The 13,517-nt window shown below is 48.7% G+C and carries 9 protein-coding genes; 2 read left to right on the top strand and 7 right to left on the bottom strand.

What is annotated here, in order from left to right; translation table 11 throughout:
• Positions 1 to 28: 28 nt before the first annotated feature.
• From clpP to PGN_RS07375, 3 genes are all read right to left on the bottom strand, one after another.
• The gene (clpP, locus tag PGN_RS07385) at positions 29 to 697 is read right to left on the bottom strand and encodes an ATP-dependent Clp endopeptidase proteolytic subunit ClpP (RefSeq protein ID WP_012458367.1); all 669 of its coding nucleotides are present in this window, start codon (positions 695 to 697) and stop codon (positions 29 to 31) included.
• A 372-nt stretch (positions 698 to 1,069) separates the two neighbouring features.
• Entirely contained in the window at positions 1,070 to 1,930 is an 861-nt protein-coding gene (locus tag PGN_RS07380) for a head GIN domain-containing protein (RefSeq protein ID WP_012458366.1), read from the bottom strand.
• A gap of 283 nt (positions 1,931 to 2,213) precedes the next feature.
• Positions 2,214 to 3,071: a head GIN domain-containing protein gene (locus PGN_RS07375; RefSeq protein WP_012458365.1), complete on the bottom strand. Its 858-nt coding sequence runs from the start codon at positions 3,069 to 3,071 to the stop codon at positions 2,214 to 2,216.
• Positions 3,072 to 3,577: 506 nt separating this feature from the next.
• Between PGN_RS07375 and PGN_RS07365 the strand changes: the two genes are divergently transcribed.
• Positions 3,578 to 3,922 (top strand): hypothetical protein, encoded by a 345-nt coding sequence (locus tag PGN_RS07365; RefSeq protein ID WP_012458362.1) that lies wholly within the window; start codon positions 3,578 to 3,580, stop codon positions 3,920 to 3,922.
• Positions 3,903 to 4,562 (top strand): YiiX/YebB-like N1pC/P60 family cysteine hydrolase, encoded by a 660-nt coding sequence (locus PGN_RS07360; RefSeq protein ID WP_012458361.1) that lies wholly within the window; start codon positions 3,903 to 3,905, stop codon positions 4,560 to 4,562. Before PGN_RS07365 ends, PGN_RS07360 begins: the two co-directional genes overlap by 20 nt.
• Before the next feature lie 35 nt (positions 4,563 to 4,597).
• Here PGN_RS07360 and PGN_RS07355 read toward each other — a convergent pair whose 3' ends face one another.
• From PGN_RS07355 to PGN_RS07340, 4 genes are all read right to left on the bottom strand, one after another.
• The gene (locus PGN_RS07355; RefSeq protein WP_012458360.1) at positions 4,598 to 5,437 is read right to left on the bottom strand and encodes an alpha/beta hydrolase; all 840 of its coding nucleotides are present in this window, start codon (positions 5,435 to 5,437) and stop codon (positions 4,598 to 4,600) included.
• Between the two features lie 368 nt (positions 5,438 to 5,805).
• Positions 5,806 to 8,937, bottom strand: coding sequence for an efflux RND transporter permease subunit (locus PGN_RS07350; RefSeq protein WP_012458358.1), 3,132 nt, complete (start codon positions 8,935 to 8,937; stop codon positions 5,806 to 5,808).
• A 39-nt stretch (positions 8,938 to 8,976) separates the two neighbouring features.
• Complete coding sequence (locus PGN_RS07345) at positions 8,977 to 10,467, bottom strand: TolC family protein (protein WP_012458357.1); 1,491 nt, start codon at positions 10,465 to 10,467, stop codon at positions 8,977 to 8,979.
• Positions 10,445 to 13,516: an efflux RND transporter permease subunit gene (locus PGN_RS07340; RefSeq protein ID WP_012458356.1), complete on the bottom strand. Its 3,072-nt coding sequence runs from the start codon at positions 13,514 to 13,516 to the stop codon at positions 10,445 to 10,447. The genes PGN_RS07345 and PGN_RS07340 overlap by 23 nt, the downstream gene beginning before the upstream one ends.
• Position 13,517: the final 1 nt, after the last annotated feature.

Genomic DNA, 13,517 nt, shown 5'->3' with positions numbered 1-13,517 from the left:
TACAGTCCCCCTTTGGGTAACGAGAGGGCTACTTTCGATTCTTTTCGAGGATTTTATCTATCATCCCGTACTCCAATGCTTCGGGGGCTGTCATCCAATAGTCCCGATCACTATCTTTTTCGACCTGCTTGACGGGCTTTCCACTGTGAGAAGAGATAATCGTGTAAAGCTCTTTTTTGACGCGCAGAATCTCGCGAGCTGCGATCTCCAAATCGCTGGCCTGCCCCTGCATACCACCAAGCGGCTGATGTATCATCACGCGGGAATGAGGCAAAGCAAAGCGTTTGCCTTTCGTTCCTGCTACGAGCAGCACTGATGCCATAGACGCGGCCATGCCCGTACAGATAGTGGCCACATCGCACCCTATATACTGCATCGTATCGTATATGCCATAACCGGCATAAACAGATCCGCCGGGTGAATTCAGATAGATGGAAATATCTTTACCGGGGTCGGCACTATCGAGATAAAGAAGCTGTGCTTGAATGACATTGGCCGTGTAATCGTCGATCTGAGTGCCAAGGAAGATGATCCGATCCATCATTAGACGTGAGAACACATCCATTTGTGCAACGTTCAACTGGCGTTCTTCGATAATGGTCGGAGAGATGTAGCTGCTTTGGATTCTGGTATAGTCGTCCAAGGCCTGTGCATTCAACCCGATATGTCGGGTCGCGTATTTTTTGAATTCGTTCATTGTCTTTACTGTGATCATATTTGTTTTCGCCCATCAAATGGGCAAAAGCAATCGTTATGCATAAAAACAAAAGTAACTATTTTCCGACTTTCTCCCAAACATAAAAACTACCATTGCGCATTTGCACACCCTACCTATAAATGCAATTAAAAGTTCCATTTTTATGCCGAGATGAAATACAAACAAATTGAGTCGGGGGAAAGGATCCACGATTGATCGCGGGGCTGTGTCAAAATTCATTTATGGAGGCCGCGTAAGACCTCCGGTTTCCTTCTCAAATGTAGCAAGGGCGAGTACATTCTCTCTGATGGAATGTCTCGCCCTATTGCTACTCGCGTCTATGAAAAGTTCTAATCTATGCTGTCGTTGGATTTAAGGAACCATTCGGAAAGAGGAAGAACGGCTGACTTTGTGTGTACCGATGACAGGTTTGCCATAGCAGACAAGGCCGGCTGATCCGGACAGGTTGATATCCAGCTTTTCGGTAACAGCCAGCTTGCCATCTCCGCTGCCACTGATCCTTACGTCAGCTTGTTGGGCCGACAGGTTACGGCATTCGAGGTCTCCGCTTCCGCTGCATTTCAGCGCGGCAAAGGCTGTTTGTCCCTTTATCTTTATATCTCCGCTTCCGCTGATACCGGCTTCCACTCTCTGAGGATGACCGAGCGAAAGGTCTATGTCGCCCGAACCGGCCAGCGAGAGAGTTGCATTCCTGCCGGTAAGGATATTGCCCCGTATGTCGCCACTACCTCTAAGGCTGACGTTCAGATCATTGGCTATCGTGGCATTGGCAAAAGTGATGTCACCGCTTCCGGAGAGTTCGATCCTAAGAGATCGCAGACGGAATCTTCCGGCAAATGTAATATCACCGCTTCCGTGTAGCTCTGCTTCTGACAGTTGGGGAGTAGTTATCCTGATCCGGACACCTTTATTGATAGAGATAGATAGCGATGGCTTCATTTTGATTACCAGAGTACCGCCTTCTACTACTGTCTCGACCAGAGGGAGGATGTTGGATTCGGCCTCTATCGTCAATGCTTGTCCCGACGTGCTTTGCTGTATATTCACATCCATGCTGCCCTTTACGATCAGGCGATCGAATTGACCTATACGCCGCTCTTCTGTCTGTACTTTACCGTTACCCTTGATGCGTTTCCATGAGATTATTTGGGCAGATGCAAAACTGATACTTGCTGCCGCGAGCACGAGGAAAAGGAGTCTTTTTGTCCACATGATTGATTGGTTTCTTGTTAGTCGTTCTATTAGTCGTTCTATCAGTAAGACGAACAAGTCCCCGAAATGTTACATCTCAAACCGTTTTTTCTCGAACTCTCACTCGAATGGGCGCAAAAGCATTACGTTCGAAAGAGGGAAATCACTCCTCCGTTCAATCGCATTGAGAGCTAAAAAAGAAGAGTCGGGAAGCAAAAGCTGCAACTCGACTCTTCTCGGTTCTTCTGTCTTTTCTTCGTTTACGAAAAAGGGAAATATTTATTGGCTTAAGATGTGGAACCGCTTACGGTTGCATACTGAATGAAGAAGAGCGTCCTATTTTATAAGAACCTATTTTAGCCTTTCCATGGCAGGTGAAACCGGCGGATCCTGATAGATTGACGCTGATTTTCTTCGTTACACTGAGGCGGCCGCCTCCGCTTCCGCTCATTTTTATGTCGGCATGGTCAGTCGTCAGGCTTTGGCAGTCGAACATCCCGCTTCCCGAATTTCTCAGTATCGTGTTCGAAGCTTTTCCTGTCAGCTTAATACCTCCACTTCCTTTCATATTAGCTCGAATTGTCTTGGTTTCGTCTATGGAAAGAGTGATATTGCCTGATCCTTTCAGGTTCATGCGTATATCCTTATGAGCAAAAATGCTGCCGCGAAGGTCACCGCTACCATTGAGTACGATGTCCAGTTGTGCCGCTTTTGTATCGATGAAGTTTATACTGCCACTACCGTTAATGGTTACTTTCAGGGTGGGCTGGTTGAAACCGGAACCGAAAATCAAATTGCCACTACCGCCCAGTGTGACTGATTGTATTTCCGGCACACTGACGATAACTCGCACTGCAGCATTAGGCGATATGGAACGTTTTTTTTCGAATTCGATGTTCAGGACACCTTTCTTTACCGTTGTATTGATTAGTGGTATGATGTTCGACTCAGCTTCTATTCGGAGGGGTGCCTGTATGGGGGAGTATTCGATCTGAATATCAATGCTGCCTGATGCCGAAAGGCTGTTGAAAGGCTCTGCCAAACGCTCTTCAGAGGCGAATTGCTCATTCCCTTTTACTCGTTTTTGGAGGTCAAGCCCCATTGATGCATGAATGCTGCATAGTGCAATGATCGCTAGTAGAAAAAGTCTTTTTGTCTTCATAATTGACTGTTTTTAAGTTGATGATTCTGTTCAAAGGGTACATTCATGATTGCATATTGGCACCATTCGACAGGTTTTCGTCTCATATGGTTAAACAGAATCGGCCGGATTTAGTTCCCGATCGAATCCGTCCGATCCGAAAACTCTGCGCCCCCTGTTGTATCATGGGGGGAACGAAAAAGAGCGAAGAGGAAGGGGGAAGCTGACCATTTTTCCTTTTCATGCGCCGAAAAACAATCAAAACACATCCCTAAAAACATGGTTCGGGAATTTTTTGGAACTCGCGCCAAAAGAAAAAAATTCCCGAGCGTAAAAGTTTTTGTTTTGGTTCGATTTTTCAGATTTTTTGGAACCATGTTTCTCCTGATTCCGGCTCCACATTTTACCGGCCTTGTCTCTCCTTTCGGCCTTTTTTCGGACGATTATTGTCACCTGCACGAATGAGGAGATAGGGATATTCGCTATCTTTGCTAAGCAACTGATACTTAAAAAGTAAAAATTCTAATATGAAAAGATGGAAAATCGGAGCGGCATTGTTTGCCGCTGCCCTGATGGCCGGCTGTTCATCGTCCGGCCCGAAAGATGCTGTAAAGAACTTCTCGGAGAACATGGCCAAACAGAAATATGAAGAGGCTAAGAAGTATTGCACGGAACGCACCAATAAGCTTGTCGATCTGTATGGTGCTTTGGGCGGAGAGGCCAAACCAAACTACAAGTTTACCTTTATCAAGGATAGTATTGTGGAGAAGGAAGCTTGGGTCACCTATCTGGATTTCGAAGATGATACAACCACGGTTCATGTGGTGAATATCGACAACAAATGGCTTGTCGATGAAGCGATCGGGAAATAAGCATCCCTTCGGATTTACGGTTTTACGTCTTAATGCATTCGTTACCCGGTGCATTCTCTCCCTTTCTTTTCTGCTCTGTCTGAGTGCATGCTCGCAGGGCAGGAAAGAAAGGTTTTTTGTACCTGCCTTCCCCGAAGGAACGGAATTGCGCGATGGCGACCTCATCTGTCGCTTAGGCACTTCGTGGTATTCCGGTCTTTTCAGGAAAAAGGCCTCTTCGGCACAAGAATATAGCCATATCGGCATCGTTCTTTATGCCGGTACGGATAGTTGCTCGGTAGTCCATACCGAAGAAGATCCGAGCAGTGGACATGGAGGAGTCGCCTTGGAATCCCTTTCGTCATTCCTTGCACATTCGCGGCGTGCAGGTATCTATCGTCTCCATCTTCCTGATTCCGTCCTGTTGCACTTTGTCAGAGCTGCTCTCGACTATCGCGAACGTCAAGTTCCTTTCGATTTTGCTTTTGATTCGGCCTCCGATGCCGAGCTGTATTGTACCGAGTTGGTTGCTGCCGCTTTGCTCAGAGCGGATTCTTTGCTGCCGATCCGGCCGTCCATCTCAGTGGCAGGACGGCGTGTTTATTCTTTGGACGATCTTCTCCTGCTCCCCGGCACCAAGTGCATGGCTCTTGCGAATTGAGAGGTAGCGGCCTTTGCCGATATTCTTTTTTGATCTTATTCTACCTGAGATTCGATGTGCCGGCGGAAGTATTTTTCGAAAAATAAGATCTGATAATCTATGGCATTGTGCCAATAAGCTCTGTTGTGCCCTCCCGGGCGGATGGTAAAATCATGATCGATTTGCCTTGCCAGAAGTGAGGCATGCAGCTCTTTGTTGACATCCAGAAAGAAATCCTCCACTCCGCAATCTATTAGGATAGCAAGTGCGGCCCCTCTCAAGCTGTCGAGGTTGTTGATCACAGTGTACTCGTCCCATAGCTTCGGATTCTCGGCGAAAGAGCCAAGCCGTCTGCTTATCTCCCAGTTGTTCGGAAAGGGACGAATATCCGCACAACCGCTCATGCTCCCACAGGCTCCGAACGCGTCCTGATGCCGAAAGGCGATCCATAAGGCGCCGTGCCCACCCATGCTGAGTCCGGCGATAGCTCGCCCCTTTCTCTCTGCAATGGTTTTGTAGTGCAAGTCTATATATCCGACCAACTCGGAAGCGACAAACGTCTCGTAGCGAAAGGCCGAATCGACCGGACTATCCCAATACCAGCTATTCTGTGCATCGGGACAAACGAAGATGATCCCTTTTTGATCTGCTATCTGCGGGAGGTCCGGCTTAACGGTTAGCCATGTTTCGGCATTTCCGCCATAGCCATGCAGCAGGTACACCACGGGGCAATCTCCGCCCTCGCTCGCCAAGGCTATATCCGGAAGCACTACGAGTACAGGGATCTCCTTATTCATCGACGCGCTTGGCACCGACAGTCTTTCCACACCGGCAGCAAATCCCTGAACGATCGATACCGATAGCAGTATGATGATCTGTAGTATTCTTTTTTTCATTCCGATGTATTGCCTCTGTATTGTCTTATTCTTTCGTCTTTCTTGTTCATCACAAAGGTATTTATTTGCTCATCCATTTGCCGGAAAATACAGATTCGTGCTTCATTCTGCTTATTTGACATGCCCTGTTCTTTTAGTTTTGTGCCCGTTCAGTTTTCCGATTTATGAAAAGAGTTCTCATTTGATCCGGTGACGTGTACTGAAACAAAAAAATTTACGCGTCGCATTTTGTGGAACTATAAGTGAGAAAATTTCGGTGCGGAAGCCAACCGGAATAGAGATGAAGCTCCTGCAATTCGAGGCAAATTTATGCCGGAAGATAGCAATGCCTGTTAGCAGTCTTTTGTAGAGCTTAACTTAAAGTTTTTTCAATCCCGACCTAAGAAACAGGGCAGGATCAGGAAGAGCATCAGCGTAGAGAAGAGCAATCCGAATATCACTCCCATCGAAAGCGAGTGCCAAAAGAGCGAAGCTCCCTTATCGACGACGAATGGGACGAAGCCGAGAACGGTGGATATCACTGTCAGTAATATGGCGAATGTTTTGTTGTGCACGGCACGTCTGTAGGCATCGAGGGGACTGATGGAAGGATGCTTTCGACGCCGGTGCAAATAGTCATTGATCAGATAAATGGATGCATTCACCGTTATCCCGCAGAGGAGGATCATGGCAGCGAAACCACCCTCCTCGAAGGGAAGCCGAAAGACCGAGAAAACGATGAAGATACCTATGAATGAAATAGGGATGATGCTGAGTACGACCCAGGTGTAGTACAAAGAGTCGAACAGAATACTCGTGATGAAGAAAATCAGCACGATGATGCCGATCAATGCCCAGACCAACTTGCCTCTCTCATTCTCCCATTCTTTGTATTCCGGCTCCATCGCCTTGTACCCTATGGGTAGTTCGGCATTGAGTCGTTGTATTTCCTTCTCGATGAAAGCCTGCGATTGTCTGATCGTACCCATGTGATTGTACAAGACGTACAGGACGTAGTTCTTATTTTCCCTCACGATGGCTTGCGGTTGTAGTACGACTTGCATCTCGCCATAATCTTTGAGCTTTATCGTTTTGCCCCCGACATATAAGGGGCTATTCTCCAACATCCATTTGCTGCCGGCATGGTGAGTTCGTGCTGCCATGGCTAACTGTACAGGCTGCCCGTCAATGATGATTTCCGGCAGAGGCTGTTCCGTTCGGCTCTGTTCATTGACGGCCGCCACCAAGTCGTGCGGACTGATGCCGAGGAACGCATGACTCCCCTCATAGGGGCTGAGGTGTAACTCCTGTTCTTCGGACAGAGAGTATCGGTTCGATGCAATGCTGACATTGCGTATTGCAGCTTTGGCGGACAGCCGTATAGCTTCGAGTCGTGCCTGAGCGAGCAGTGCATCATAGTTGTACCCCGTGAGTTTGATAGCATTCGAGCCGTATTCTTTCTCACGGATGTTGCTGAAAGACACATTTTCCAGGCCATACGTCCTGCAATAACCACCCCCGATACTCAATATTCGACCGACGAGCCCCTGGTGCAGATCGTAAGGATAATTGCCTCGGGCATGGCTGTCTTTGAAATGGATGCCGATCGATGCCGCTCTCTCCCCTGTCACCGAGGTTTCGAAGTAAGAAATCCCCTTGGCTTGAGCGAGGAATCGTTCCAGCTTGGTCACATATTCGTTCGTAGCATCGGCGGTACTGCCTACCGGCATTTGCACATTTACATGGATCACGGGCTTCTCCCATTTCTTTTCCGATCCGGAGGATATTTGCATGAGGAAAGGGCGGAGGGTTCCCCCTAATGCAACATCGGTATAGGGGCGGATTTTCCTGTAAGCAGTAGAGCCTATCGTATTGTTGTATAGTCGGGCTAAGTCCGTATCGCCCTCTATTTCTTTCGGAAGCAGGAAAAGGGGAAGACCGAAGAGGAAGGCAAATCCGATGAAAACCCATCTTCTACGTCGATACAAGAAAGAGGAGAGAGTGCTGTAAAAGGAGAGTAAACGAATAGTTACGACCATCTTGTGTGGGGAGCGGCCTGTCCGTCGGGAAGAGAAGGAGAGGCGTTCGAACAGGGACGGAACGAGGAAGAGTGCTACGATGATGGATACACAAAGGTTAATGATAATAACGCGGGCAAAATCTCCGAGGTTCTTCTGCTGTGCTTCGGGCAGGAAGAAGACGATAATCATAGCCGAGACGGTAGTAAGCGTAGCCGCCAATATGGCTGTGATGGCCGACCTGTCGCCTCGTCGAAGGAGATGTTCGATCATGACAATGCTATTGTCTATGATAAAACTCAAAGAGATCGTAATGGCGGCAAGCGTATATAGCTGTATTTCCAAGCCGAAAAGGTAATAGAAAGCAAAGGCTATGGCTACGTTGGCAATAAGGCTGATGGTCACCGTAGCCATATAGCGCACGTTACGCGTGGTGATCAGTGTGAACAGCAGTAGGAGGAGGATGGTGATTCCGGATCGCACCAATATATTGTTCAGTTCGAGGCTGATGCTCTCGGCCGAATCGAAGAGTTTGGTTATTCGATAACCCTCAGGAAGTTCCCTTCCTACATCATCCATGATTCGGCCTATTTGCTTGGAGAGGGCTATCTGATTGGCAGACGAAGAAGATAAGACTCGAAGATAGATACTGTTCAGTCCGTTCACTCTGTAGTATTCCCGTCGGGGGATCTCCTTCTGTCTTATCGTCAGCAGCCGACTGATCGGAATCAGAGATTTGTCCTTGGCAGGGATGAAAATACGGGAGAGATCGAAAACATTGTTTGCCTCTTCCGACAGGCGAATGCGGATATGGTTCTCTCCCCCGACGGAGTCGGGTATTCCGGCCAAACCGATGAAATCGTTCCGAAAGTGCGAGCCAATAGCCGTAGCTATGTCATCCGGACTGATCCCTAAGATTCTGATTTGTTCGGGATCGTAGGCCAAAAGGTATTCTTGTTTCCGACCGCCGGTTAGAATGATGTCGCCTATATCATCTACTTCCCTTAGCAGAGGAAGTATGTGTCTCTCCACTTCTGTCTCAATATCCGAGGAGGCATGGGGTGCGCCTATGGAATAGGATAGAACAGTTTTGGCATCTTGGTCGGAGGTGCGCCCCGTGCGAATCGTAGGATAGCCGGCTGTATGAGGCAATTCGGACCGGATCAAACGGATACGGGTAGAGGCTTCGAAGCGTGCTCTCTCAATATCCACATATTTGTCGAAACTCAATCGTATCACCCCCATCCCATCGCTCGAATGGGAGGTTATGCCCGTAAGGCCGGCAATACCGGACAAAACCTTTTCAAGAGGAGAGGAAAGTTCGGACTCCACCAGAGAAGCCGATGCTTTCGGCATACTGAAAGAGATCGTTAGCTCCGGCATACTATGATCCGGATGGAGTTTGACAGGGAGCAGGTTGCCCAACGCCAGTCCTGTCAAAGTCAAGCACACGAAGACGACTATGACGGTGAATGAAGAGGTTTTGCGTGCAGACTCTTTCATCTTTTTCTTCTCTTCTCCTTTTCTTCGATTGCCCGGTGACTACTCTTCCGATATGGGGGCAGTCAAATCCAGTCCGTCAATGAAGTCATACAGCGTCAGCATCCTCAGCTTGTAGTAGCTGAGCCAGAAGTTTTTCATCGATAGAATCGCATTTTTGCGAGCCTCGGCATTTCTGCTTCGCGCCAAGAGCATATCGTTCAGGCTTCCTTTGCCAAGGACAAATCGTTCTCTGGCATAGGTGTACGACTCCTTGGCCAGCTGCATAGCCTCTTCTGCCGCTTTGAATAGGTCGGTTTCCATTTCGATCTCGTCGATGGTAATGGCAATATCGCGAAAGAGATCTGTTTCTTTCAATCGCATGTCGGATAGAGCTACGCGGTAGTTGCTTTTTGCCATATTGTATCTCCCTCTTTTCATGCCCCAGTCGATGAGCGGAATACTCAGAGATATGGAGACCATGTCTTGTCGCAACGGATGTTTGTAGACACCGGCGAAGGCTTCCGACACCTGATTGAAGCCGATACCGGCCGATAGGTCTACACTGAACCACCGCTCCAATGATGCTTTTGTCACCGATTGTTCACGCTGGATCAGATTATTGGTGGCCTGCAATAGCTCCGGATTGTTCTTGCGTGCCGATTCGATTGCCTGCTCTCGCGAGATCCTGAGTTCGGGTACGGATGTGGGCAACATCGGATCTATTTCGGTATCCTCGGGTAGCCCCAATAGATTGATCAGAGAAGAATAGCTCTTTCTGAGCGCCGTTCGGGCATGTAGCAGGCTGTTGCCGGCATTGAGTTTGTCCAGTTTGAGAGCCAGCAAGTCCGATTTGGAAATGGAGGCTATGGCAAAACGCTTTTCTCCCAGTCTGTAAAGCGTATCGCTATTACTCACGTTTTCCATAGCCATGGCATATTCTTCTTTTGCCATGGCTACGTCGAAGTAGGCAGCCAGTACCTTGTAGGTGTTCTCTTCCAGCGTTTTGACAAAGGTTTTGTCGGCTTCTTTGTAGCGCAGCGGAGCCAGTTTTTTCTCCCACTTGAATTCGTTATATCCCAATAGGTTTTGGCTGTATCTGATAGCTACCGGCACGGCATTGTATTGTTTGTAGCCGGGGTCTCCTATATTCTTCATATAGGATAAATCGCTACTGAGAGAGAAAGTACCGCCAAGGAAGTCTATGTTTTGCTCCAAATTGATCCCTACCGAAGAGTTCCAAGTGGTGGATGGGCGGTATTCGTCTATATTCAATGCAGAGTTGTACCGTTTGATGTAGCTCCTGCTGTAAGAGACAGGTACGGATTCGAAAGAAACTCGTGGCTTTCGGTTGGCGAGAAATTGACGGTATGTCCAGTATTCGGACAGAAACCGGTTGCGAGCTTGCTGCTCCCCGGGGGTATTGTGTCGGCTCATTGTCACTATGTCATCTATGCTTGCTTGTAGTACACCCGACCTCTGTCCCCAAGCCAAGAGCGGAGTACAAAACAACAGGAATAGAAGAGAGAACTTACCTTTCTTCACTGATCTCATGCGAACGTTTGCTATAGATGAAAGCATAAATATGCGGAATTACAAAAAGACTGACGAGAGTGCCGAAAAACATGGCACTGATAAGAGCGATGACCAGAGGTTTCTGTAACGAAGAGCCGAAGTCCGAAGCGAAGAGTGTGGGCACCAAGGCAATGATTGTGGTCAAGCTGGTCATGACGATGGAGCGGAGCCGTCTCACTCCTGCCGTATGGATGGCTTCTTTGAGGGGCATACCCTGTCGTCTCAGATTATTGATCATGTCCAGTTTCAAAACAGAGTCATTGACGATGATCCCGCATGCGACCACTATACCGATGGCACTCATGAGATTGAGCGTATTGCCCGTGAGTATAAGGACAAGCAGGGTAAGGGCTATATCGATCGGTATCTCCATAAGAACGATTACAGGCTGTAGCAAACTTTCAAACTGAGCAGCCAAAATGAAGTACATGAGCAGTAGTGAGAGCAACAAAACGAAGCTCAGCTCTCGAATCATTTGCCTATTGCTGAAAAATGATCCTGCGAAGTCTACATGCCAGCCTTTCTCCTTATCGATGATGTCTCGGGTTTGCTGCATAATTTTCTCCGGAGCGTTCGGAGTCTCATAGGCCAATGGCAGATATTCACCGCCCTTGCCTCCTGCAATCTCTTTCAGCCCTTTGCTCCGGTGTACGGTCATTAGAGAAGCAAGGGGGATGGAGGACTCGCTTGTCTTATCGGGAGAAAAACCCTGAACGAAGGTCATTCGCAAAATATCCTCTATGGATTGCGATTTGTCTGTCAGGATGACGGGCAGATGCTGCTTGGAAGCCGCCAGTTCGATGATTTCATTTTGGTGAAAAGCCGTCTGCAAAGCTTGCTTCACAGATGACATATCTATACCGTAGAGGTGTAGCAGACGCATGTCGATGGACAGATCTATTTGATCGGTTATGCGGATGGGTGCAGCCGATTCCTTTGTGGCTGAACCTATCGATCGGGTGAGCTGCTGCACCTTCTCGACAGTCAGTTCCTCTTTCGAAGCAGGGTAAAGGCGTGCAAGCAGTTCAGGTTCGCGAGTATCGAAGATGTGGTCGAATATGGATGCCGCAGGGGTTATCTCCAACTGCGCCTTGGGATATTTACCGCCGATATGCTTGCGCAGTTCTGCTCCTGCCTGCTCGATACCTTTTTCGTCCTCTGCCTTGAGATGAAGTACTGTTTCGGTATCTGCGATGTCCTGGCTACCATTGAATAGAAACTGTTGCTCCCCTGCATAGGCAGCACCTTGACGCAGAAATGGTTGCATCCGGGCAAGCAGTTCCTCGCTACGCTGCCTGTTCAGCTGCGCGCTTACGGGTTCTCCCCAGTCGATGGTAGCCGTTGTTTCTGTGTGAGGGAGTGCCGGCATTTGTTTCTTTTTGATCAAAAGGAAAAGTCCGGCGCAGAGGGGTATGGCTACTACGAACAGGATCAACGGTATAGTGCTGTGCCTCTGAAAAAAGGAGTGCCCCGAATCGTAGAATCGATTGAGACCCGTGTTGGATGCAGTCGTTATACGATACAACAATGTCTCCTCTCTGTCACGATAGCCGAGGGGATAGAACAGTTTGTAATTGACCGGCAAGAGGATGATAGCTGTTATGTACGAAGTGAACAGCCCGATGGAAACAGCTATGGCTTCGTCCAGAAACAACACGCCGGCCACTCCGCTAAGAAAAACAAGGGGGAGGAAAATCGCTATGGTGGTGAGTCCCGAACTGAGGAGCGGGGTGATCACCTCTTTTGTCCCTTTCACGCAGGCATCTTCGGTAGGCAATCCCGTTCGGCGGTAATAGGTGATCGTATCGGTGACGACTATACTGTTGTCTATCATCAGTCCCAATGCCATGATCAGCCCCGACAGGGAAATGATATTCAGTGTTCGGCCGAAGAGATACAGGAAGAACAGGCTGCAAACCAGTGCGACAAACATATTGATGCCTATCACCGTCGAGGAGCGAAAATCCCCCATGAACAGGAGCGTCACTGCACAGACAAGGAAGAAGCCGATCAGCAGACTGCCGGACAGATTGGAAATCGTATAATCCAACAGTTCCGTCTGGTTGCGATTGATGTCGAATACTATATCGGGATGCTCCGCCTGCAACTCACCTGTCAATACCGATACGGCTTTGCGTAAACTCTGCATCGAAGCATCGGACTGCTTGATCACCGCAAGGGAAATAGCACGCCGACCGTCTATGATGGAGTAGCCGCGGGGTTGGGCTACCTCTTCGCGGATGTCTGCCAACATGTGCAGCGGCACAAAGCGATCGCCATGATGAACGTATAGTGTACGTATGTCATCGATACTGCCGAGTTTGTTGTTCAGATTCACTCTGAAGACCAGTTGCCTGTCCTCTATTTGCATCTGCGCGGCAGAGAAATTGCCTCCTCTTATAGCCCCCTCTATATCGCTAAGGGTAAAGCCGAGAGAAAGCAGTTTCGGACGATCCGGGATGATCCTCAGTTCTCTGCTTACGGTGCCGGTCATATCCGTCATGGCTACTTCGGGGAGTTGCTCCAAACGGTGGCGAACCACTTCTTCTACGAATTCGCTTAGCTGTTGGAATCCGACTTCTTCGTCAGCGTCATCGCGCAAGGATATATTCAAGTAGAAAACGGGAATGTCCGAGGCATTTTCTTTGAGCACAACGGGACGCTTGATCCTGTTGCCGAGTGCCCCCATGGCTGCATCCACTTTCTCGTTCACTTCGATCAGGGCAAGATCCGTATCCACTCCGTAATTCATCCTTAAGCGAATGAAGGCATGGTCATCCCTGCTTACGCTTCTGATGTCCGACAGCCCACCCACTTGGAGCAGGCGGTTGCGTAGGGGACTGACTGCTGCGTCTTCTATCTCTCTTGCCGAATGTCCCGGGCTGTCGATCCTGACCGTTATCTCCGGAATAGCAATGTCCGGAAGTAGGGAAACCGGCAAGAAGAAATAAGCCGCCACTCCTAATATGAAACATAGGAGGAAGGACATGATGACGGAAACCGGATGCCTGACCAAAAAGCGTATCACG

It is taken from the genome of Porphyromonas gingivalis ATCC 33277 (assembly GCF_000010505.1).
In the GTDB taxonomy this organism is placed as follows: Bacteria; Bacteroidota; Bacteroidia; order Bacteroidales; family Porphyromonadaceae; genus Porphyromonas; species Porphyromonas gingivalis.
The sequence above is the reverse complement of the archived record's forward strand: the minus strand, read 5'-3'. Positions and strand labels throughout refer to the sequence as shown.

Excerpts from the sequence above, each read along its gene's own strand:
- PGN_RS07360 (WP_012458361.1), top strand. The coding sequence starts at position 3,903 with ATGAAGCGATCGGGAAATAAGCATCCCTTCGGATTTACGGTTTTACGT.
- PGN_RS07380 (WP_012458366.1), bottom strand. The coding sequence starts at position 1,930 with ATGTGGACAAAAAGACTCCTTTTCCTCGTGCTCGCGGCAGCAAGTATC.
- PGN_RS07375 (WP_012458365.1), bottom strand. The coding sequence starts at position 3,071 with ATGAAGACAAAAAGACTTTTTCTACTAGCGATCATTGCACTATGCAGC.
- clpP (WP_012458367.1), bottom strand. The coding sequence starts at position 697 with ATGAACGAATTCAAAAAATACGCGACCCGACATATCGGGTTGAATGCA.
- PGN_RS07355 (WP_012458360.1), bottom strand. The coding sequence starts at position 5,437 with ATGAAAAAAAGAATACTACAGATCATCATACTGCTATCGGTATCGATC.
- PGN_RS07345 (WP_012458357.1), bottom strand. The coding sequence starts at position 10,467 with ATGAGATCAGTGAAGAAAGGTAAGTTCTCTCTTCTATTCCTGTTGTTT.
- PGN_RS07365 (WP_012458362.1), top strand. The coding sequence starts at position 3,578 with ATGAAAAGATGGAAAATCGGAGCGGCATTGTTTGCCGCTGCCCTGATG.
- PGN_RS07350 (WP_012458358.1), bottom strand. The coding sequence starts at position 8,937 with ATGAAAGAGTCTGCACGCAAAACCTCTTCATTCACCGTCATAGTCGTC.